This window comes from Mucilaginibacter sp. MD40, assembly GCF_002288635.1.
Lineage (GTDB): Bacteria > Bacteroidota > Bacteroidia > Sphingobacteriales > Sphingobacteriaceae > Mucilaginibacter.
On the sequence record NZ_NRSW01000001.1, the window covers coordinates 3,410,274 to 3,432,085 of the forward strand.

General features: G+C 44.1%; 17 protein-coding genes. 6 read left to right on the plus strand and 11 right to left on the minus strand.

Annotation, left to right across the window (positions count from 1 at the left end; translation table 11 throughout):
• Positions 1 to 44 precede the first annotated feature (44 nt).
• From CKK33_RS15270 to hemN, 4 genes are all read left to right on the plus strand, one after another.
• Positions 45 to 1,232 (plus strand): PAS domain-containing sensor histidine kinase, encoded by a 1,188-nt coding sequence (locus tag CKK33_RS15270; protein WP_095704938.1) that lies wholly within the window; start codon positions 45 to 47, stop codon positions 1,230 to 1,232.
• Positions 1,229 to 2,278: a response regulator gene (locus tag CKK33_RS15275; RefSeq protein ID WP_095704939.1), complete on the plus strand. Its 1,050-nt coding sequence runs from the start codon at positions 1,229 to 1,231 to the stop codon at positions 2,276 to 2,278. The genes CKK33_RS15270 and CKK33_RS15275 overlap by 4 nt, the downstream gene beginning before the upstream one ends.
• Before the next feature lie 81 nt (positions 2,279 to 2,359).
• The gene (locus tag CKK33_RS15280) at positions 2,360 to 2,833 is read left to right on the plus strand and encodes a lactate dehydrogenase (RefSeq protein ID WP_095704940.1); all 474 of its coding nucleotides are present in this window, start codon (positions 2,360 to 2,362) and stop codon (positions 2,831 to 2,833) included.
• Positions 2,805 to 4,166 (plus strand): oxygen-independent coproporphyrinogen III oxidase, encoded by a 1,362-nt coding sequence (gene hemN, locus CKK33_RS15285; RefSeq protein ID WP_095704941.1) that lies wholly within the window; start codon positions 2,805 to 2,807, stop codon positions 4,164 to 4,166. The genes CKK33_RS15280 and hemN overlap by 29 nt, the downstream gene beginning before the upstream one ends.
• A gap of 50 nt (positions 4,167 to 4,216) precedes the next feature.
• Here hemN and adhP read toward each other — a convergent pair whose 3' ends face one another.
• The 10 genes from adhP to CKK33_RS15335 all read right to left on the minus strand — a co-directional run bounded on the left by adhP (position 4,217) and on the right by CKK33_RS15335 (position 14,009).
• Positions 4,217 to 5,248 carry an alcohol dehydrogenase AdhP gene (gene adhP, locus CKK33_RS15290; protein WP_095705876.1) on the minus strand — a complete coding sequence of 344 codons (1,032 nt, stop codon included), beginning with the start codon at positions 5,246 to 5,248 and terminating at the stop codon, positions 4,217 to 4,219.
• A 5-nt stretch (positions 5,249 to 5,253) separates the two neighbouring features.
• A complete protein-coding gene (locus CKK33_RS15295; protein WP_095704942.1) occupies positions 5,254 to 5,592 on the minus strand; it encodes a hypothetical protein in 339 nt (112 codons plus the stop codon).
• A 96-nt stretch (positions 5,593 to 5,688) separates the two neighbouring features.
• A complete protein-coding gene (locus CKK33_RS15300; RefSeq protein WP_095704943.1) occupies positions 5,689 to 6,378 on the minus strand; it encodes a sulfite exporter TauE/SafE family protein in 690 nt (229 codons plus the stop codon).
• Positions 6,365 to 6,790 carry a FixH family protein gene (locus tag CKK33_RS15305; protein WP_095704944.1) on the minus strand — a complete coding sequence of 142 codons (426 nt, stop codon included), beginning with the start codon at positions 6,788 to 6,790 and terminating at the stop codon, positions 6,365 to 6,367. The genes CKK33_RS15300 and CKK33_RS15305 overlap by 14 nt, the downstream gene beginning before the upstream one ends.
• A gap of 4 nt (positions 6,791 to 6,794) precedes the next feature.
• Complete coding sequence (gene ccoG / locus CKK33_RS15310; protein WP_095704945.1) at positions 6,795 to 8,168, minus strand: cytochrome c oxidase accessory protein CcoG; 1,374 nt, start codon at positions 8,166 to 8,168, stop codon at positions 6,795 to 6,797.
• A 6-nt stretch (positions 8,169 to 8,174) separates the two neighbouring features.
• Positions 8,175 to 9,059: a cbb3-type cytochrome c oxidase N-terminal domain-containing protein gene (locus CKK33_RS15315; RefSeq protein ID WP_095704946.1), complete on the minus strand. Its 885-nt coding sequence runs from the start codon at positions 9,057 to 9,059 to the stop codon at positions 8,175 to 8,177.
• The gene (locus tag CKK33_RS15320) at positions 9,056 to 9,247 is read right to left on the minus strand and encodes a hypothetical protein (protein WP_095704947.1); all 192 of its coding nucleotides are present in this window, start codon (positions 9,245 to 9,247) and stop codon (positions 9,056 to 9,058) included. Before CKK33_RS15320 ends, CKK33_RS15315 begins: the two co-directional genes overlap by 4 nt.
• A gap of 7 nt (positions 9,248 to 9,254) precedes the next feature.
• The gene (ccoN, locus tag CKK33_RS15325) at positions 9,255 to 11,378 is read right to left on the minus strand and encodes a cytochrome-c oxidase, cbb3-type subunit I (RefSeq protein WP_095704948.1); all 2,124 of its coding nucleotides are present in this window, start codon (positions 11,376 to 11,378) and stop codon (positions 9,255 to 9,257) included.
• A gap of 85 nt (positions 11,379 to 11,463) precedes the next feature.
• The gene (gene ccoS, locus CKK33_RS15330) at positions 11,464 to 11,625 is read right to left on the minus strand and encodes a cbb3-type cytochrome oxidase assembly protein CcoS (protein ID WP_095704949.1); all 162 of its coding nucleotides are present in this window, start codon (positions 11,623 to 11,625) and stop codon (positions 11,464 to 11,466) included.
• Positions 11,622 to 14,009: a heavy metal translocating P-type ATPase metal-binding domain-containing protein gene (locus tag CKK33_RS15335; RefSeq protein ID WP_095705877.1), complete on the minus strand. Its 2,388-nt coding sequence runs from the start codon at positions 14,007 to 14,009 to the stop codon at positions 11,622 to 11,624. The genes ccoS and CKK33_RS15335 overlap by 4 nt, the downstream gene beginning before the upstream one ends.
• Positions 14,010 to 14,129: 120 nt before the next feature.
• On the opposite strand from CKK33_RS15335, the gene CKK33_RS15340 reads away from it, so the two are divergent.
• Together CKK33_RS15340 and CKK33_RS15345 are read left to right on the plus strand one after the other, a co-directional pair.
• Positions 14,130 to 15,905 carry a hypothetical protein gene (locus CKK33_RS15340; protein ID WP_095704950.1) on the plus strand — a complete coding sequence of 592 codons (1,776 nt, stop codon included), beginning with the start codon at positions 14,130 to 14,132 and terminating at the stop codon, positions 15,903 to 15,905.
• 278 nt (positions 15,906 to 16,183) lie between these two features.
• Positions 16,184 to 17,284: an RICIN domain-containing protein gene (locus CKK33_RS15345; protein WP_158223452.1), complete on the plus strand. Its 1,101-nt coding sequence runs from the start codon at positions 16,184 to 16,186 to the stop codon at positions 17,282 to 17,284.
• A gap of 73 nt (positions 17,285 to 17,357) precedes the next feature.
• Here the strand turns inward: CKK33_RS15345 and CKK33_RS15350 are convergent, their stop codons facing one another.
• Positions 17,358 to 21,491, minus strand: coding sequence for a two-component regulator propeller domain-containing protein (locus CKK33_RS15350; RefSeq protein WP_095704952.1), 4,134 nt, complete (start codon positions 21,489 to 21,491; stop codon positions 17,358 to 17,360).
• Positions 21,492 to 21,812: the final 321 nt, after the last annotated feature.

Sequence of the window (21,812 nt, forward strand, 5' to 3'; positions counted from 1 at the left end):
TCACCACATTTGAGAATGTCGGCTATTAGAGCTTAATTTGAAGTATGGAAAACACAGCGCTGCTTAAAGCGATCATACAAAACGCCATTGATGGCATTATCACCATTGATGATAAGGGATTGGTTGAAAGCATTAACCCGGCCGCGTGTACCCTGTTTGGCTACCAGCCTGATGAGGTAATAGGCAAGAACATTTCTTTTTTAATGCCACCGCCAGATCGCGACAGGCATGATGAATATATTAGCCGTTACCAGCATACCCGGGTACCGCATATTATAGGTATAGGCCGCGAGGTTACCGGGTTAAGAAAGGATGGCAGCATGTTTCCGTTCCGGTTGGCAGTAAGCGAGGTGGAGTACTCGGGCAGGAGAATATATACAGGGTTTATACACGACTTGAGCCGCCAGAAAGATGCCGAGGAGCAGCTCAGAAAACACGCTTTGCACCTGGAGGAACTGGTAGAAGAACGCACCCAATCGCTCAAAGAAACAGTACTTGCCCTGCAGGATGCCAAAGAAGAGGTGAGCCTGTCCTTAGAAAAAGAAAAAGAGCTTGGCCAGCTCAAGAGCCGATTTGTATCCATGGCTTCGCATGAGTTTCGTACCCCATTAAGCGCCATACAACTTTCCGCTTCGCTGATCGATAAGTATGCTCAACCTTATAACAGCGAAAACATTGCTAAACATGTGGGCAAAATTAAGAATGCGGTAAGCAACCTCACCACCATTCTTAACGATTTCCTGTCACTGGAAAAACTGGAAGCTGGTAAGGTAGAACCCAGTTTTGCCCCTTTTGACCTGGTAAAACTGGCAGAAGAAATAACAGAAGAGATGCAACTGGTTGCCAAGCAAAACCAGCATATCATTTACCAGCATACCGGTAAGCAACGCTTGGTTAACCTGGACCAGAACCTATTGAAGAACTGTATTTTCAACCTTATTGCCAATGCCATCAAATACTCGGGCGAGAATACTTTTATTGAATTTAATACGGAGTTAGCTGATGATGTTTGTGCCGTGATAGTGAAGGACAACGGTATAGGCATACCCGAAAAAGATCAAAAAAACCTTTTTGAACCCTTCTTCAGGGCGCATAATACCGGCAATATACCGGGTACGGGGTTGGGTCTTAATATTGTTGCACGATATACGCAATTAATGGGCGGCAAAATCTCATTTAGCAGTGTAGTTAACCAGGGCACATCATTTACCATAATTTTTAAGCATTTATGAGCAAGCAGGTATTAATTATTGAAGACAATAGCGACATCCGCGAAAATGTAGTGGAAATATTGGAGCTGGCCGATTTTAGCGTGCTGCAAGCCGATAATGGCAAAACCGGTGTTGAACTTGCTTTCAAACATAAGCCCGATATTATTTTATGCGATATTATGATGCCCGACCTGGACGGCTACGGGGTTTTATACCTGCTTAATAAAAACCCGGATACGGCCGCCATTCCATTCATCTTCCTGACGGCTAAGGCCGAGCGCGTAGACCTGCGCAAAGGCATGGAAATGGGCGCCGATGATTACCTTACCAAGCCATTTGATGATATGGAGTTGTTGAATGCCATTGAAACAAGGTTAAAAAAGAAAACACAGCAGGAAAGCCATTACAGCCGTTCACTTGAACAGCTCGATCAACTGGTATCGCGTAACAACGGCCTCGCCGAACTGAAACAGATCATCAGCGAACGTAAGAGCCGTCTTTTTAAAAAGAACCAGGTAATTTATTACGATGGAGATAAAGGAAACGGCTTATACGTAGTTTTAAGTGGTAAAGTAAAAACCGTTAAACTGGCCGAAGACGGACGCGAATTAATGACCGGTATCTACCAGACTGATGATTACCTGGGTGCTAATGCCTTATTGGCCAATGAACCATACGCAGATACGGCAACAGCTCTTGAAGATACTTTATTATGCCTTATCCCTAAAGACCAGTTGGATGAACTGATTAACCAGTATCCGGATGTAGCGAGGGGATTTATAAAACTACTGGCCAATGATGTACGCGACAGGGAAGAACAACTGTTACACCTCGCTTATAATTCGGTAAGAAAACGCATGGCCGGAGCATTGATAAAACTAAGCAGACAGGCAGGTAATACGGATGGATTTAAAATAAGCCGTGAAGACCTCGCGGCGCTGGCAGGTATGGCTACAGAAACGGTGAGCCGTACCTTAACAGATTTCAAGGAAGAGGGCCTGATAGATAAAAAAGGCAGCCACATTAGCGTACTTGACGAAAAACGCCTTACCCGGATGAAAAACTGACGAAAGTCATATTTCCTGCTGATAAAGCGCACCCGGTAACACCTGCATCCGCGATAATTTTGAACATTAAAAACATCGCGGATGAAAGTAGTAGCGTACAGCATTAAGCCGTTTGAAAAGGAATATCTTTCAAAGGCCAATCAAAAAAAGCACGACATCACACTGATCTCAAACCCTCTGAGCGAGGAAACTACCATTTTTGCCGAAGGGAAGGATGCTGTGCTGGTATTTACCGGTGATGATGTGTCTGAAAAGGTTATTGGCAAACTCAACAGCCTGGGTGTTAAATATATTGCCACACGCTCTGCCGACACCAGCCATATCGATGTGGCCGCTACAGGCCGCTATGGGATCAAAGTGGCCAATGTTCCGGATGCTGAATATGCCAACCCGGCTATCGAGTTGCAGGCCATTGCCGATCAAACCATTAAAAACCTCGATCTGTGGCAGCTAAACAAATGTGTGGGAAATGCCTGTGCATGCGCTAAAAATTGCAGGGCAATTCCATCACCTAACATCCATCCTCATGAGTCAGCAACTTCATCAGAAATATAACGTAGCGGCGCCGCGTTACACCAGCTATCCTACCATGCCCTATTGGGATACTGCTTCTTTTAGCACGAATAAGTGGGAACAGGCTGTAAGCACCTCATTTCAGACAAGCAATGCCACAGATGGCATTAGTATATACATACACCTGCCCTTTTGCGAGAACCTTTGTACCTATTGCGGATGCAATACCCGTATTACAAAAAATCACAGGGTAGAACTCCCTTACATTGAGGCCGTATTAAAGGAATGGGAGATGTATAAAAGCCTGATGGCAGGCGACCCCATCATTCGCGAATTGCACCTGGGAGGCGGCACGCCCACTTTTTTTTCAGCAGAACATTTAGCTTTACTGATACGGGGTATTTTGAAAGGCGCCTATCTGCACCCCGAGGCAGAGTTTAGTTTTGAAGCGCATCCGGCCAATACCACTGCAGAACATTTGCAAACGTTATACAATTTAGGTTTCAGGCGGTTAAGCCTTGGTATACAGGATTTTGATCCGGCTGTACAGCTCATCATTAACCGTCACCAAACGCTTGAGCAGGTGCGCGATGTTACCCACACAGCGCGTGCTATAGGTTATACCTCTGTTAATTACGACCTTATTTACGGGTTGCCCCTGCAAACGCTCAACAGCCTGGTAAAAACCATGCACCTCGTAAGCGAGCTAATGCCTGATAGAATTGCATTTTACAGTTACGCGCATGTACCGTGGGTAAAACCCGGCCAGCGAAAGTTTACCGAGAAAGATCTTCCGGATGCGGATACCAAATTTAAACTTTACGAAGTAGGCCGTAGCCTGCTCCAAAGTTATGGATATAAGGAAATAGGAATGGACCATTTTGCACTCCCCGGCGACCAGCTGCTCAAGGCGGCGAAAAATGGCACTCTGCATCGTAATTTTATGGGCTACACCCATCAGCATACACAATTGCTTATTGGTTTGGGAGTATCAGCCATTAGTGATTCATGGGGAGCATTCGCGCAGAATGAGAAGAAACTGGAGGACTATATTAAAGCCGTTGATATGGGTATACTCCCGGTATTTAAAGGGCACCTCCTTTCCCCTACAGACCTGGCCATCAGAAAACATATCCTTGAGATCATGTGTGCAGGAAAAACCAACTGGAACGGCCACACTGAACCCTACGAGGAACTGGCTACAGGCATTGAGCGGCTGGAGCCATTAGCCAATGATGGATTAATTGAGCTTTGCTCCTGGGGCTTAAAGGTTACCGAAACCGGGCAGCGCTTTCTGCGCAATATTTGTATGGCACTTGATGCCCGCCTATGGGCCGATCAGCCGGCCACACAATTATTTAGTATGGCCATCTAATAAAAAAGCCACCTAAAAGGTGGCTTTTTTATTCAGTACGGGCTCTGTTATTATTTCGCTATTTCTATTACCACGCGGCCATTAATATCACCCTTCCTTAACTTATCCAGCACCAGGTTAATATCATCCAGAGATGACTTGTGTATCGTAGCTTTTACTTTGCCCTCTAAAGCGAAGGCTATGGCTTCCTGCATATCCTTACGTGTACCTACTATTGATCCTCTTACGGTGTACCGGTTAAGCACGGTATCGAATATCGAAAGGTCAAAACTACCCTTAGGTAAGCCCACCAAAGCGATGGTGCCTTTACGGCGAAGCATGCTTATTCCCTGCTCAAAAGCGATGGGAGAAACAGCCGTAACCAAAACCCCATGCATCCCTCCGGTACTTTTTTTAATAGCTTGTGCAGGGTTTTCTTTTTTCGCATTAATAGTGATATCGGCGCCGAGCTGTTTTGCCAGTCCGAGCTTGTCATCGGCCACATCAATAGCGGCTACGTGCATCCCCATAGCCTTGGCGTATTGTATAGCCAAATGCCCCAAACCGCCAACACCCGATATAGCTACCCATTCGCCGGGCTTTACTTCAGTTTCTTTCAACCCTTTGTATACGGTTACGCCGGCGCAAATAATGGGTGCCATAGCGGCAAAATCAATCCCGGCAGGAAAATGCGCAACATAGCGCGAATCGGCTATTACATATTCGGCAAAGCCGCCGTTCACACTATAGCCGCCATTCTTTTGGTCGGCGCACAAGGTTTCCCAGCCAGTGATACAATATTCGCAGCAGCCGCAAGCACTATGTAACCAGGGGGCGCCTACAATATCGCCTTCCTTAACACCTGTAACATTATCGCCCATTGCTACTACGTAGCCAATGGCTTCGTGGCCGGGTATAAAAGGTAAAGTTGGTTTAACCGGCCAATCGCCGTCGGCGGCATGGAGGTCGGTATGGCACACACCGCAAACCAGTACCTTCACTAATAACTGGTATGGCCCTGGGGCAGGTACGGGTACATCCTCAATAACCAGCGGTTGTCCAAACTCGTGTACTACCGCCGCTTTCATGGTTTCTGGTATCATATACATTATAGTGTAAATACAACAATCATTAATAAATGAGCAATTATGCTAAAGGCAAACAGGCCCAGTAAGGTACGGATGCTTGCACCGCCCATGCCGGCGATAATGTTAGAGAAGAATAAACCCAGCGTAATAGCCAGTATACCGATAGGCGCGTCAAAGTAATACAATAATGCCGCCGGCACCGGCAAGAACAATATGCCTTGTGCTATTAGTGATACCATGAACCACATGGTGCGGTTAGGCGCTTGTTTATCGGCCCAGTTAATTACTTTTTTAAATACGTTGGTTTTGGTGTTTGTTGGTGCTAACCATGTGGTTGTGGTATTTGCTATAGTTGCCATAGTGTTAATATTTTTATAACACAAAATTGGCTTAAGTACCGCCCAATAGCCATGATTTAAGGCCCTGTAAAGTGTGACGGTGGACACATTTTTGCGTTAATGACAAACGCTTACCCCAACAGTTTTTACCTGCGGGCTTAGATAAGGGATATTTAAACCCGCCCCGCGTAACATAAACCAGGCGCCCAGTAAAATAATAAGAAAGGGCATGGTATAATTAAGGCGCCTACGCACAGCCGGGCCAAGCGCTTTAACGCTCAACGCCGCTGTTAACATCAACGGGATAGTGCCTAAACCAAAAAACAGCATAAACAATGCTGCATGCGAAGGCTGCGTAGTATTTAAAGCGCCAAATAACGCTATGTATACAAAGCCACAAGGTAAAAGACCGTTAAGCATGCCTAATAACAGGTGACCCGCATGGCGTTTAATTGCAAAATTGATGAGTTTATAAAAAGGCAGGCTAACATCCGGAAGGTATTTAGCACCCTTTAGTTTTACTAACCTGACCACTCCTGCAATAATTACGATGATACCGCTGGTGATGCTCAATGCCTGTTGCATGCCCGCAAGCCAGGCTAAGCGGCCTAACTGGCCTAACAGAAAACCAAGAAAAGTATAAGTGATAACCCTGCCCAGGTTATATAATAATTTGTCAGCCACAAACAGCCGCCAGCTTTTGCCGGCCGATGGGATACCAAATGCAAGCGGGCCGCACATGCCTACACAATGCACACTGCCCGACAGGCCTATTAACAGCGCAACCAGGTAATTACCGGTTAACATACAGATTTTGCTTATACAAGTAATTGTGATTTCCGCTCGCCCAGTTAATTACAACGCTGTACCTGCCTGCCAATAGTTTTTCGGCAGGAATTGTGGCCATATTTTCTTTATCGGTACGCAGCTCAAAAACACGGTCGTTAGTTTTCCCAACATTACTTGTGAAATTCACTTTACCAGCTGATGGTGCAATAAATTGTATATAGATAAGTCCTTTTGCCTGTGTGATCAATGGTTGTGCGTGATCAATAGTTACCTGGCGCTCTAAACGGTATTCGTGGTCAAAAGCAAGGCCCTTTTCATAATACTGTTTATCATATTCATCGGCAGGTACTTTAAACATTAAACAGCTTAGTGTTACAATAAACGTAACAAAGGCTATCATACCTATCACTATTCCTTTTCCCCAGTTCATATCTTTAATTGTTTACGGGGCCGATAAAAGAAGTGGTGACTGTTTCGATCACACTTTTACCCGACACCAGGTTTAATTGAATATCCGTTTTCGGTTTGCTGATTGAAGCGGCAGGTTTCAGTACGAAAAAAACCACTTTAATTGATCCCCCTGCCGCTATGGCGGCTGGCGGCTGTATAAATTTTACTTTCACATTAGCATCTGCCGCCTGCAGGCTGATCTGTTGCGACCGGTTGGTTTTATTGATGATCTCCGCGTTATAAATATTGCTGATGCTACCATCCGGCTGCTGCTGATATAACATACCTGCGCTACGCATTACGGTAATATCCATATCCTTCCTGCTGAAAATGAACCACGACAGAACACCTACCAGAACCGCCATTACCACGCTGTAACCCGCCATGCGCCATGTAAATGATGGCTTACTATTCTGTTTGATCATGTTTTCAGAATAATAGCCAATAAGGTTAAGCGGCTTATTGATCTTTGCCATTACATCATTACAGGCATCAATACAGGCGGTACAATTAGTACACTCCAACTGCGTGCCTTTCCTGATATCGATACCGGTGGGGCAAACCGCTACACATAAATTACAGTCTACACAGTCCCCCTGGTTCAACTGCTCTTTATCCTTTCTCAACTTTCCACGCGGCTCGCCCCTGGTATCATTGTAGGCAACCACTACCGTATCTTTATCAATTAAAACACCCTGTAACCTGCCATAAGGGCATATAACGGTGCAAACCAGTTCACGTACCTGGCTGTAAACCAGGTAAAACACCATGGTAAACACCCATATACTCGCGAAACCAATAACATGCGCAGCAATAGATTCGGTCATTATCTTCAGCAGGTTTTCGCTGCCTATGATGTAGGCTAAAAATGTATTTGCTATCAGGAAGGAGAGCAAAATAAATAACAGATGCTTTGATCCTTTCTTTAACAACTTTTCGTTTGTCCATGGCCCGGCATCCAGCTTGCGGCGCTTGTTGGCGTCACCTTCTATCCATATCTCTATCTTGCGGAAAACCATTTCCATAAAAATGGTTTGCGGGCATATCCATCCACAGAAAACCCGCCCGAAGGCAATAGTAAAAAGTGTAACAAACACTACGAACACCAGCGTAGCCAAAACGAACAAGAAAATATCCTGCGGCCAAAAAACCTGCCCCAGAAGTACAAACTTCCGTTCCATGAAGTTTAATAAAAGGGCTGGCTGCCCTTTTATCCGGATGAAAGGCCCGGCAAAAAATACGATCAGATAAACGTAGCTTATTGCTGATCGCCAGCGATAGTACATCCCCTTTCGTATAGCCGGATACAGCCACTGCCTCTTCGCCGGTCCGCTCTTCAATGTGGCATTCGCGTCCATATCTCTTTATTTTGATGCTAATTTAGATGCTGCTTCCTTCTCGCCCTGTGGCTCTTTAGCGCCTGCCGGGTGCGAGCCCTGTAAAGACAGCACATAGTTGGCTACATCCGCTATCTGTTTAGGCGAAAGCTGCTTTTCCCAGGTAGGCATTCCTTTGGCCTGCACACCGTATTTAATGGTTTTAAATACTTCGTTTATCTTGCCGCCATGCAGCCAGTACTCATCAGTTAAGTTAGGGCCTACCATACCTTGCGCGTTTTCTCCGTGGCATGGGGCGCAGCTGGCTTTAAACACCGTTTTACCTTGCGCCAATGCAGCCTGGTCGGTAGTTAATTTTACCGTATTCTCGTCAACCAGGTTAGCGGCTTTGCTCAGGTATATCTTTTTTTCGATCTCGGCCTGCGCCATTTCTGTTTTATACTCCGCGTATTGCAATTGACCTACGCCAAAAACGTGGTATATTAAAAGATACCCTACGGCAAAGGCTATGGTAACGTAAAACAGCCACATAAACCAGGCTGGAGTAGGGTTATCCAGCTCCTGTATGCCATCATAATCATGCGGTATCAAAAGATCCTTCTCTGCCGACATTGGCTTTAACGAGAGCAGTTTTTGCCATACTTCGCCTTTTGGTTTAGCCGCCTTTTTAGCCGGCTGCATTTTTTTAGCGATCTCGGCTTCGGTAAGCCCCTGGTCGCGCAGTATTACCCGCGCCAGGGTACGAAAGGTTCTTAACAGAACCAGCATTACCACCAGGAACAAGGCAACCATAGCCAGTATAACACCCAGGCCAATGTAATTTTTAATATCAGCCGCTGAGCTACCGCCATCTTCTGCAAAGGCAGTAGCGCTCAGCATAAATAAAGCTATCAGTGTAATCAGTTTTTTCATGGCAGCAGGTTGTTAGCGTTTTTTAACTGTTCACTATCCAGCGGAAGCTGGCTCATGTGTGCCACATGGCCTTTATTGAGTTTAAAAAGGATGACAGCTACCACAATAAAAAATACCAGGAAGATGCCCAATGAACACAACAGATATACCTGGTGCCCATTTATATTTTCGGTAAATTGCTTAAACATATACTTATTATTTGTTTGCGGTTTTGTTGGCTTTTATATCAGTACCCAGGCGTTGCAGGTAGGCGATGATGGCAATGATCTCCTTATCATTTTTTACCTTGATCTTATCTTTTGCCAGGTTATCGGCAATGCTTGCAGCCTGATCATTTAAATCGCGGTTGGCTATACGTTCGTAACCTGCGGGATACGGAACACCAAGTTTACGCATGGCATTGATCTTGGCCGCTGTAGTGGTGGTATCCAGTTTCTGCGTGATCAGCCAATCATAATTAGGCATGATACTACCCGGCGACATCAATCGCGGATCCATCAGGTGGTTATAGTGCCATGCGTTACCATATTTCTGGCCTTCGCGCGCCAGATCAGGACCGGTACGTTTTGATCCCCACAGGAACGGGTGGTCATAAACAAACTCCCCTGCTTTGCTGTACTCTCCATAGCGTTCTGTTTCAGAGCGGAACGGCCTTACTGTTTGTGAGTGGCAGTTAGAACAGCCTTCTCTTATGTAAATATCCCTGCCCTGCAACTCAAGCGGTGTATAAGGTTTAACGCTTGCAATGGTAGGCACGTTAGATGAAATGGTTAAGGTTGGCATCAATTCTATGATAGAGCCGATAAGGATCACGATAAGCGCTGCTATCATTAACCGGATAGGCCTGCGCTCCAAACGGCGGTGCCAGCCATGCTCTGTTGCGGGGTCTAATGGCGCAAGTGGTAATGATTCGGCACCCTCGTTAGCTACCAGCTTACCTTGCAACATGGTACGTGCCAGGTTATAAGCCATTACAATAACACCCAGCAGGTACAGGGTACCTCCTATTGAACGCATAACGTGCATAGGGATAATGCGCAGGGTAGTTTCTAAAAAATTGGGGTATTTGAGCATCCCTTCAGGAGTAAATTCCTTCAGCATAAGCCCTTGTGTAAAACCGGCCCAATACATGGGTATGGCATAAAACAGTATACCCAATGTGCCTATCCAGAAATGGAAAGCGGCCATTTTCTTTGAGTAAAGCTGAGTTTTGTATATCCTTGGTACCAACCAGTAAAGGATGGCGAAAGTTAAAAAGCCGTTCCAGCCTAAAGCGCCTACGTGTACGTGAGCCACTATCCAGTCGCTAAAGTGTGCTATACCGTTTATTTGCTTGAGCGACAGCATAGGCCCTTCAAAAGTGGCCATACCATAAGCGGTTAAGCCTACTACCATAAACTTCAGCACTACATCGTCGCGCACCTTATCCCAGGCGCCGCGCAGGGTAAGCAAACCGTTGATCATACCACCCCAACTTGGCGCTATCAGCATAATAGAGAACACTACCCCTAATGACTGTGCCCAGCCCGGTAAGGTGGTATATAGCAAATGGTGAGGGCCTGCCCATATATAAATAAATATCAGCGCCCAAAAGTGCAGGATACTTAACTTGTAGGAGTAAATAGGCCGGTTAGCCATTTTAGGCAAGAAATAATACATCATACCCAGGTATGGCGTTGTTAGGAAGAACGCTACCGCGTTGTGGCCATACCACCATTGCACCAGCGCGTCCTGCACACCGGCATAAACCATATAGCTTTTGAAAGCTGATACCGGCAATTCAAATGAATTTACAATATGCAATACGGCAATGGTTACAAACGTGGCGATGTAAAACCAGATAGCCACATATAAATGCCTTTCGCGGCGTTTAAATATGGTACCGAACATATTGATACCAAATACCACCCATATAAGGGTTATCGCAATATCAATAGGCCACTCCAGCTCGGCATATTCATGCGAGGTGGTTAAACCCAGCGGAAGGGTGATAACCGCGGATATGATGATAAGCTGCCATCCCCAGAAATGGATCTTGCTGAGCACATCACTAAACATGCGGGCTTTAAGCAAGCGTTGCAATGAATAGTATACCCCCATAAATATGGCATTACCCACAAAAGCGAAAATCACCGCGTTGGTGTGCAATGGGCGTATGCGGCCAAACGTGGTATACTGGTTACCCATGTTCATGCCGGGTTTAAATAATTGTATGGCGGCTATGAGGCCAACCGTCATACCGATAATGCCCCAAACAATGGTTGCCAGGCCAAAGTTGCGGACGATCTTGTTGTCGTAGTAAAATTTTTCGGGCTGCATATGTTATCAAAAAAATTATGGTGTAAAACTACCCCGGCTACCGTGGCGGAGGAATGATGGCTGTTGTTTAAAAACATGACCGCCGTCACTTATCTTCGACCGCCTCCTGCTCATCATCAAGCAGTATCCGTACGGAGGGGGTATATAGGTCATCATTTTGCCCTGAGCGCTGCGCCCAGAAAAATGCCGACAGAAAGGCCAGTGCCAACAGCACACTACAGCCAATGAGAAAGTAAATAATGCTCATAACAGGTTTCTTTTTTTAGCGACTATATGGGTAGCTATGCTGGTAAACGAAATGATAGTAGCGGTACTTAATGGCATCAGCACCGCTGCCGTTAATGGCGATAATAAACCGGTGATGGCGTAACTAAGCCCTATTAAATTGTAGGTAAGTGAAATGAGGAACGATATGTGAATAATGCTCACTGTGTTTTTGGCAAACCGCAAAAACTGTGGCAACTTGTCAAAGGCACGGCCATCCAGTATGGCATCGCAGCCAGGCGAAAAGTTATTTACATTGTCAGTCACGGCTATGCCCAGGTCGCTTTGTTTTAAGGCCCCGGCATCATTCAGGCCATCGCCTACCATCATTACCCTGGCATTCATTTGATGTAGCAAGCGTATAAAATCAAGCTTATCCTGCGGCGACTGGTTAAAATTCATCCGCTCGGCTTGTTTAAATACACTTAGCAGTTCGTCTTTCTCGTGATTACTATCTCCTGATAGGAGAAATAGCTTATAATCATCCCCCAGTTGAGCGATACGTTTTAAACCGTTCCTGTAACGCTGCCTGAAAGTAAAATAGCCGAGATAAACACCATCTACCATCAGCAATACCTTTGTGGCATCGGCTTCGCCATCATCCTTATGAAACAATAAACGGCCGCCACCTATTTTAACTTCATGGCTGCCTACACTTGCCATGATACCCATACCGGCCACTTCTCGATAATTAACTACAGGCAGTTTTTCCAGGTTACCTAAGTAGTGGCATATCATGCGCGATAAGGGGTGGTTAGAATTACTGCAAACGCTATAGATCAATTGTTTTTGATGATCGGTGAGATAACCATTTAGGCCTACATGGCTATCTGCAGGCGCGGTGATGGTGCCTGTTTTATCAAATACAATAGTGTTGATGCCTGCCAGTTGCTCTACCACCGCTGTATTTTTAAGATAAAACAGATTTTTATCAAAAATGCTCAGCGCAGCCGACATGGTGAAGGGCGTACTTAAGGCCAGCGCGCAAGGGCAGGCTACAATTAGTACGGCTGTAAAAGCCGCTAAACCACGTTGCCAGTTGGGCAGCCACACCAGCAAAGAGGCTATGGCAATAACCAATAATACAATGGTGAAGTACTTGCTAACCCGTTGGTTAAAAGTTTCCATGCGGTTGTTTCCGCTGCGGGTAAATACTTCATTGTTCCATAGTTGAGTAAGGTAACTTTGCGATACCGGCTTTACCACCTCCAGTTCAATAGCCTCGCTGGTTTGGCGCCCCCCCGCGTAAATAATTTCGCCAAGGGTCTTACTCACAGGCACCGATTCGCCGGTTACAAAGCTAAAGTCGATAAGCGCTTCACCTTTTAAAAGAATGGCATCAGCCGGGATGATCTCGTTATGGCGTAACAAGATACGCTGCCCTACCTTAAGCTCTGCGATTGGCACGGGCTTTTCGCCATTATCGGTAATTACCTGCACGGCAACCGGAAAAAATGAACGGTAATCACGCTCAAATGAAATATGATGATAGGTTTTACGCTGCACAAACTTCCCTACCAACAGGAAAAATACCAGTCCGCAAAGGGTATCGGCAAAACCGGCACCTGTATGGGTGATTACCTCTGTAACTGTGCGTAAAAACAATACGGCAATACCCAAGGCCAGCGGAAAATCAATATTCAGTACCCGGTTTTTGAGATTACTGTACGCCGAATTAAAATATTCCCAGCCGCTGTAAAAAACCGCGGGCATGCAGAAAAGAATATTCAGCCAGCCAAAAAAATGTTTGAAAGATTGCTCAAACGCCGATAACCCCAGATACTCAGGAAAACTAAGCAGCATTACATTCCCAAAGCAAAAACCGGCCACGGCAATACGTTGTACCAGATTATCTTTCGGCTCGGCATTTTGCTTCTTGATCACATCCTGCAGGCTGATCAGCGGCTCATAGCCGATATCATAAAGCAGTTCTACCAGTTCCCTTAATGAAATAGCCGCCGGGTTAAACTTAACATTCAGCTGCTTTTTCAGAAAATCAATACGGCTGTAGTAAATAGCCGGGTTAAACTTGTTAAGTTTTTCCAGCAACCATATGCAAGAACTGCAGTGTATGTGAGGGATATATAAGGTAACTATAGTGAGCTGGTCATCGGTATAATCAACCAGTTCTTTCATAATACCCGGTTCATCAAGGTATTGAAAACGCTTATCTAACCGGTTACGATTAGCGCCCGGATGATCATTAAAATTATAGTAGTTGCAAAGGTTATTATCAGCCAGTATGGTATAAACGGCCTTGCAGCCCTGGCAGCAAAATTGTTTTTCGGCAATGGTGTAGCGCGTAGTAAGGCACGTTTCGCCGCAATGGTAACAAACTGTTTTTTCGCTTAAAATGCTTCGGGTCATTTTTATATTTTCTATGATCCAAAAATGCGGCTTGATATACGGGCCGGGAATGACGATAAACGGCATAAAATATGACCACCGTCAGTTTTTATACCAATAGGCTAACATACTTTTGGCGGCATGAGCCATACTTTTCATATACCCGTTTTAGGTTTAGGATTTTCTATTGATACGCCGCTTAAAGTAGCACGCTATGGGATATCGTCAGTTATGTCTATTGTTGATGATGAATTAACCGAGCGTATGCGTGAGTACCATTGCAGGCAAAATAATTTACCCTACAAGCCTATTCATAAAAACGAGGCAGACCATCGAGCTAAACGTATTACTGCTTACCTCAACCTGGTGAAACAACTGGCCGACGCCCAATTTGAAGCTTTAAAAAAACAGGAATTTAAAGCAGGTACAGATATTACCCGGTATTTTGAGTTGCTGCCAGATACCTCGCAGCTTAAGCAGGGTTATGATCTGATGATGGAATTCCCGGAAGGTGATAGTAAAACCATATTTGAAAATATCCTGCGCAGAAAAATGGTACAGGGTACCATTGATGTTAATATTATGGCCAAGGTAGATAAGATGAACTTTGATGCCGACGGCAATTATTACGGCGACGAGTATACTGATGCTATTGCCGCTTTAAGAGGCTTTGCCAACAGCGATCTGTCGTCATCAGTAGTGCTGTCTGCCGGCATGAACCCGAAACTTTACAGTTATCTGGAGCATTGCGCAGATTTCTTTCCTGACCAGGATGGCAACATCAAAAAGAAAGTCATACTTAAAGTAAGTGATTTCCGTTCGGCATTTATACAAGCTAAGTTTTTGGCTAAAAAGGGCTTATGGGTATCTGAGTTTAGGATCGAATCCGGCTTGAACTGTGGTGGGCATGCTTTCGCTACGGAAGGATATTTATTAGGCCCCATACTCGAAGAGTTTAAATTGCGACGTGCCTCTATGCAAACGGAGCTGTTTGAAATGATGCGAACCGCTTTAACAGCAAAAAGCATTGACATGGATGCTGCGCCTAAACAACGTATTACGGTACAGGGCGGCATTGGTACTGCCGAAGAAAACAACTTTCTGATGAGTTATTATCAACTGGATGGTACCGGATGGGGCAGCCCATTTTTACTGGTACCCGAGGCTACCAATGTTGACAACCATACGCTGGAAAAATTAGCTGCTTCAACAGAAGATGATTATTATACCAGTAATGCCTCGCCGTTGGGCGTACTATTTAATAACTTCAGGGGTAGTACTATTGAAGATTTACGCTTACAACGTATTGATAAAGGCAGGCCCGGAAGCCCATGCACCAAAAAATTTTTGTTAACCAATACAGAGTTTACCGAACAGCCTATATGTACGGCATCGCGTGAATACCAGCGCTTAAAAATAGCCGAGCTTGACAGCCAGGTTATTACCAGCAGCGAAACATATGAACACAAACTGGCGGAAATAACCGAAAAAATATGCCTATGCGAAGGTTTATGCGCGTCGGCTTATTTAAAATATGATATCATTAAACCTAAAGAAAGTACAGCGGTTGCGGTTTGCCCCGGCCCTAACCTGGCTTACTTTGATAAAGTACATTCGCTTGATGAGATGGTCGGACATATTTACGGCAAAATAAACCTGTTACACCATAGCCAACGCCCGCACATGTTTTTGAAAGAGCTACAGCTATATACACAATACTGGCTAAACGACATGAAGCGTAATATTGCAGAACTTACCGACAAGAAAAAAGTGCATCTGCATAAATTTAAAGAACAACTACTTTCGGGTATAAGCTATTATCAAAACCTTTTCCAGGACAACCAAATGCTGTTAGCCGAATTGGATAACTACCTTAATCAACTAAAAGAAAGCCTGTCGCTTACCTATCAGCTTTAGTAAAACATTCTTTCAACCTAACCTTATCACATACCTTATTCCCTCATCCTCCTCTTTTATCCAAATAGCGCGATAACTTCTACACCCTAAATGTTATGGTGTAAAAATTGTACACCTATCCCCTAATCTTTGCACTCCCACCACTCACCTGCCAGCCCACCAGGGCTTAACTTTACATTAATCACGATCAAATATTCTGCTTAATAATTAACATTCGCGCGCATTTATTAACCAATTTGGGTATCTGTTACAGTATGCCCTTAACTAAAAACCAATATATGATGAAAGAGAAACTAAGTACTTACCTGCGTTTTAAATTAGCCCTGGTATGTTTAACGGTTGTGGCTGCAGGCTGTAAAAAAGCAGACAACCGTATTAACGGCCCTGCTCCAGATGAGGGCAATGCCGCCGCAAAAACTACCAAGCTAAAAATTAACACCGTACCCTCATCAGAACCATTGCAGACTGCCGCGAACGGAACATTTTGTATTGTTAACAAACTAAGCGGCAAGGTGCTGGATGTAAACGGGTTACAAACGGCCGATGGCAGTACAGTTAGCCAATATGGCGCAACAGGCGGGGCAAATGAGAAATGGACCTTAAAGCAACTAACCGGCGGATATTACTCTATAACTGACAGCAATAGCGGTAAAGCACTTCAGATTAACCAGGCCGGCACAGCCGACGGTAATATCACCACTATTGGTACGTATGCCAGCCAGGCCCACCAACAGTGGCAATTTACAGCTCTTGGTAATGGCTATTACCGCATTGTAAACCGTAACAGCGGCAAAGATCTTGATGTTGACGGCCAGTCATTAGACGATTTAGGGAAAGTTCAGCAATGGAGCTATTGGGGTGGAGATAACCAGCAGTGGGCCTTATTAAGGGTAAAAGCCAGTGGAAAGTTAACCTGGACGCTCACAAGTACTAATGTACCGCAGGATGTAAAACAAAGGATAACCGCCGCTATGAATGATGCCTGCGCACGATACAACGCAGGGGCAGACTGGCCCGCACGCACGCTAACAGTTGAATACAATACCGATGTGCCAACTGCCGACGGTAGCAGCAGTAATGGTAACATCCGGTTTGGAGCTAATGCCAGCTACCAGGCTACCAGAACTGCCATGCATGAAATTGCACATACCTGGGGTGTTGGCCAAAGCGGCGGATGGTATAACAATACCACCAGTGGCGATTTTACGGGCACTAATACGGTAACAACTATACATGCCTTTGAAACCCCAACAACGGCTATACACACTGGAGGAGGGCACTTTTGGGATTATGGTTTAAATTACGATAACGAATGGTCTGAAACCAATGCCTTCAGGCATGTAAAAATTGTGTGGGCAATGCGGGCTGATGGAATGTAAGATCAATTACCTGATTTATAATTTATCGAACAGGTCGGCTGTTATATAACACCGGCTTGTTCGATAATTATAGCTATCTACCAAGGTGCAGCGATATCTTCTTGGAGAATGGCGCCCGGTAAGTTTTGATATATTCTGATGGGTTAAGCCCAAATAACTGGAAAAATTGCTCCCTGAAATATTTAACGTCCTTAAAACCCACAAGCATAGCTACCTCGTTCACATTATGCGCGGTGCTGATAAACAACTCAGCTGCCCTACGCAAACGAACGTATTTTACAAAGTTGTTAGGCGTTTGGTTGCATACGGCCTTTATCTTCTTGAACAAGTTAGAGCGGCTCATGTGTAGAGCCTCTGCCAGGTCATCCACCCCAAAGGCTTCATCTTCAAGCCTGCTTTCTATAATGGAAATACATTTATCAATAAACTGCTGTTCTTCTTCAGATATTTTGATGTTATTTTCATTTAAAGTAACCTTTCTGTAGAAATAGGTTTGCAGGTTATTGCGGTTTTGGAGCAGCGTATCAATGCGTGCCTTTAACAACTCTTTATTGATAGGTTTGGTAATGTAATCGTCCGCCCCATTCTTGATACCGGTTAGCCTCAGCTCATTAGATGAACTGGCCGTAATTAATATAATAGGGATATGCGTTAGTGATGGATTTTGCTTTATATCATAACATAGTTCAAGCCCATTCTTTCCATCCATCATAATATCACTTAAAATAATATCGGGGATGTATTCTTTCGCGATTTTTATCCCCTCTTCACCGTTACCTGCCTCAAGTAAAATAAACTGATCTCTGAAAATCTGCTTAATATAATTACGCACATCGGGATGGTCGTCAATCACCAGCATGGTTTTTTTAGAATAAGTGATTTGCCCCACATTACCATTACACTCGTGACCCTTTTCTGGCACTGCATTATGTTTATCTGCCGTATTGCCAGCCTTATCCTTATATGTGATCACAGCCTGTTCACCCGCAAGTTCCGACAGGAATACCGTTCCCTCCGTTGATGTTTCGTCGATGGGAGCACTCCCAAAATGCTCTTTACCCTTAAACAGATTTATGGAAAATTCGGTGCCTTCACCCTTAATGCTTTTATAACTGATACGCCCTTTGTGTAACTCTACAAACTGGCGCACCAAGTATAAACCTATCCCAAAACCTGCTTTTTGTGTCGACTGCTGATCCGACGCACGGTAAAATTTCTCGAAGATATTATCGCCCACATCCGGTGCAATACCGGCCCCGTTATCATAAATAGTAATTAGTACATTATCCGTACGGTTTTCCAAAGCGAAAGATATACTACCTTCGGGCCTAACAAACTTAAATGCGTTAGAAAGCAGATTGTATAATATCACCTCAAGCTTAGCCTTATCGCCGTATATCCATATTGCTTCGTCAGGATCGCAACGAAACTCGTAGTTTATTTTACGGTTTCCGGCCTGGTAAGCAAAGCTTTCAAAGGCGGTTTTACACAAATCGAGTAAATCAATCTTGCTGATCTGCATATCAGTTTGCCTTGCTTCCGTTTTGTTGAACAACAAAAGCTGATCAATTAAGCTAAGCAAGCGCCGCGCGTTACGGTACACTACATTAAGCTCGGGATAGGATTTGCTATCCATACGTTCAATAACTTCCTGTAACGGATTAATAATGAGCATCAATTGGGTCCTGAATTCGTGAGACACATAAGTAAAAAATGAAGTTTTCCTGATGTTGATCTCATGTTCACGCTCGCTGTTCATCCGCTCCATCGCTATCTGGTATTTGAGCTTTTGCTGGCTTACCCTATAATTGATAAACACATAAGCAGCAGAAGCAATAACAGCTATGTAAATGAGGTAGGCCCACCAGGTACGGAACCACGGTGGCAAAATAATTACCGATAAAGAACGCTGGTTGTTACTCCATTCGCCGGCCGCGTTGGTTGATTTCACCTTTAACGTATAATTCCCTTCCGGCAGGTTATTATAGTTGATGGTACGCTGTTCACCGGCTACAACCCAGTCTTTGTCCCATCCATCAAGGTAATAAGCATAACGTATGTGCTCGGGAGAGGAGTAATCAAGGCCGGCAAACGAAAACGACAGTACGGCATCTTTATAAGGCACTCTTATCCCGGTAACATCATTTTTATTATCCGTTATGAGATTAGTTCTTTTTATGTCTTTACTGTTGATATCGATATCCGTAAAAACAATCTCGGGAGCTATGTGGCGTGTATGTATAGAGTCGGGAGAAAAAATATTGAAACCTTTTATCCCACCAAAGGCCAGTTCACCTGTGCTTAGCTTTAAAGCCGCGCTAAATGAAAACTGATTACTTTGCAGGCCGTCGCTTTGATAAAAATTATTAAAGTGGAGCCGTTTATAATCAAAACAGGCCAACCCATGAAAAGTACTTAACCAAATTTTCCCTTTATCATCTTCCAGGATGTTTAACACCGCGTTATTAGGCAATCCCTGCCCTTCTGTAAAACGCTGTTGCACGGCACCCGTTGTTCTGTTAAATAAACATAGCCCGCCCCCTTCGGTACCAATCCAGAATCGCCCGGCTTTATCCTCAAAAATGGCTCTTACGGGTTTATCTAATCGGTAAAATATGTGCGATCGCTTTTGGGTGGTATCAATTTTTATTAATGACTCCGCCGTGCCGCACCACAACTGGCCTTTACTATCTTCATAAAAAGAGTACGGATCACTAATATTTTGATCAAAAACATTGAATTTGTTCAACTTTCTATCAAATATGTAAAGCCGGCCTTCGCCATAAGTACCGGCCCACAGCCTTTTTTTGCCATCTTCAAATAATAACCACACATCTTTATTCACCGTTCCGGTAGAAATGTTTTTACATTGCAGATGCTCAAAGTTATTAGCAGAGGCATTATACCGGTCAACCCCGCCGGAAAATGAGGCTACCCATACCTGGCCGGTGTGGTCTTTTAAAATAGACGTGACATAATTACTGCTTAAAGAACCGCTATTTGCAGCCGAATGGGAAAAATTACAGAACTGCCCTGTCTGACGGTTCCATACAGAAATACCACCATCTTCGGTACCTATCCAGAGTGTTGCTTTTGATACCTCACAAAACGCGGATACAAAATTATTTGCAAGGGTGTTTTGTTGGCCATAAAGCTGTGTAACTGTATGGAAATTTGCCTTGCTGGCATCAATAATATCTATACCGTTGCGCATGGTAGCCACCCAAATACGTTTGTCACGGTCCTGGTAAGCATCCAGTATTACTTTATGTGTGATGATGCCGTTTGTTTGCTGCCCAAAACTGCTGATTTTATTTGCCGACAGATCGAATATATTGAGCCCACCTCCGTCAGTCCCAATGTAAATTTTATGATCATTGCTGATCAGCAAACTGGTAATATTGTCTGAGGTAAGGCCCTGCCTGCGGGCAGAGTAATTTTGTATAATTCTTTTTTCTGTGATGGAATATTTTAACAGGCCTTTGTTAGTACCAAGCCACACAAATCCATCATCAGCCGCGCTTATGCAATTTGCATGGTGTATACTATTATCCACTAATATCAGTTCGCGCTTTTGATAATCGTACTTGCAAAGACCTACGCCTTCCATAAAAGCCCATGTTGTATTATCTTTACCAAAAGCTATTCCCTGGCAAATGAGCATGTTTTGCCCTGTGCTTTTAAGGGCAAGAGGTAATTGTATACACAGATCTGTGTTACGCGGCTTAAAATATACTCCCGCGTTATTGGTCCCTATAAATAAATTTCCACTTCTATCAGCTTTAATACAAGTAACACTATAATTGAATCTGGATATCTTTTTGTTATAGCTATTGCGGTAATAAGCACTGCTAAAAGCATCCAGTTCAGGATCCAGTATATTAAGCCCCTGGCCGCTGCCTATCCAAATTTGCTGTTTAGCATCTTCTGCTATCGCATATATATAATTATGCAAAAGAGAGGTTGAGTCATTAAAGCGATTACGGAAGATCTTAAAATTATAACCGTCATAACGGTTTAGCCCGTCAAAAGTACCAAACCACATAAAGCCCTTCTTATCCTGAAAAATACACCTCACTGAATTGTTAGATAAACCCTGCGTAATAGATAGAGATGTAGTGTAATCGGGTATTTGCGAAAATATATCATTAACACAACAGGTAATAAAAAATATGGCAAATAATATGGCACGATACATTAAACGCATAAAATTACGTGTGGCATTAATTAGTATAAATCGGTTATTTTAATAACTGGTGACTAAATATATTAAGTTTTAATACCTGTTACAACCTTGTGGAAAAATAAAATGTAAAAAATACAGGTATTCATAATTTAGTAAGCTTTAAATACTACTGTTACCATTATACTCTTACGTTAAGTCTGTAGCGCCCAGGGCAGATTTTCCTAAAAAGGCATCCGCTTTGTACAATCCCCCCCTCTTTTAGCGACAATTATCGCCCGCCATTTTGCGCATATCCCTTTAATTTTAGGATACAACTAAACCTTATCGCAATGACATACATAA

Coding starts and splice junctions, on each gene's coding strand:
- CKK33_RS15270 (WP_095704938.1), top strand. CDS start 45: ATGGAAAACACAGCGCTGCTTAAAGCGATCATACAAAACGCCATTGAT.
- CKK33_RS15275 (WP_095704939.1), top strand. CDS start 1,229: ATGAGCAAGCAGGTATTAATTATTGAAGACAATAGCGACATCCGCGAA.
- CKK33_RS15280 (WP_095704940.1), top strand. CDS start 2,360: ATGAAAGTAGTAGCGTACAGCATTAAGCCGTTTGAAAAGGAATATCTT.
- hemN (WP_095704941.1), top strand. CDS start 2,805: ATGAGTCAGCAACTTCATCAGAAATATAACGTAGCGGCGCCGCGTTAC.
- adhP (WP_095705876.1), bottom strand. CDS start 5,248: ATGATACCAGAAACCATGAAAGCGGCGGTAGTACACGAGTTTGGACAA.
- CKK33_RS15295 (WP_095704942.1), bottom strand. CDS start 5,592: ATGGCAACTATAGCAAATACCACAACCACATGGTTAGCACCAACAAAC.
- CKK33_RS15300 (WP_095704943.1), bottom strand. CDS start 6,378: ATGTTAACCGGTAATTACCTGGTTGCGCTGTTAATAGGCCTGTCGGGC.
- CKK33_RS15305 (WP_095704944.1), bottom strand. CDS start 6,790: ATGAACTGGGGAAAAGGAATAGTGATAGGTATGATAGCCTTTGTTACG.
- ccoG (WP_095704945.1), bottom strand. CDS start 8,168: ATGGACGCGAATGCCACATTGAAGAGCGGACCGGCGAAGAGGCAGTGG.
- CKK33_RS15315 (WP_095704946.1), bottom strand. CDS start 9,059: ATGAAAAAACTGATTACACTGATAGCTTTATTTATGCTGAGCGCTACT.
- CKK33_RS15320 (WP_095704947.1), bottom strand. CDS start 9,247: ATGTTTAAGCAATTTACCGAAAATATAAATGGGCACCAGGTATATCTG.
- ccoN (WP_095704948.1), bottom strand. CDS start 11,378: ATGCAGCCCGAAAAATTTTACTACGACAACAAGATCGTCCGCAACTTT.
- ccoS (WP_095704949.1), bottom strand. CDS start 11,625: ATGAGCATTATTTACTTTCTCATTGGCTGTAGTGTGCTGTTGGCACTG.
- CKK33_RS15335 (WP_095705877.1), bottom strand. CDS start 14,009: ATGACCCGAAGCATTTTAAGCGAAAAAACAGTTTGTTACCATTGCGGC.
- CKK33_RS15340 (WP_095704950.1), top strand. CDS start 14,130: ATGAGCCATACTTTTCATATACCCGTTTTAGGTTTAGGATTTTCTATT.
- CKK33_RS15345 (WP_158223452.1), top strand. CDS start 16,184: ATGATGAAAGAGAAACTAAGTACTTACCTGCGTTTTAAATTAGCCCTG.
- CKK33_RS15350 (WP_095704952.1), bottom strand. CDS start 21,491: ATGCGTTTAATGTATCGTGCCATATTATTTGCCATATTTTTTATTACC.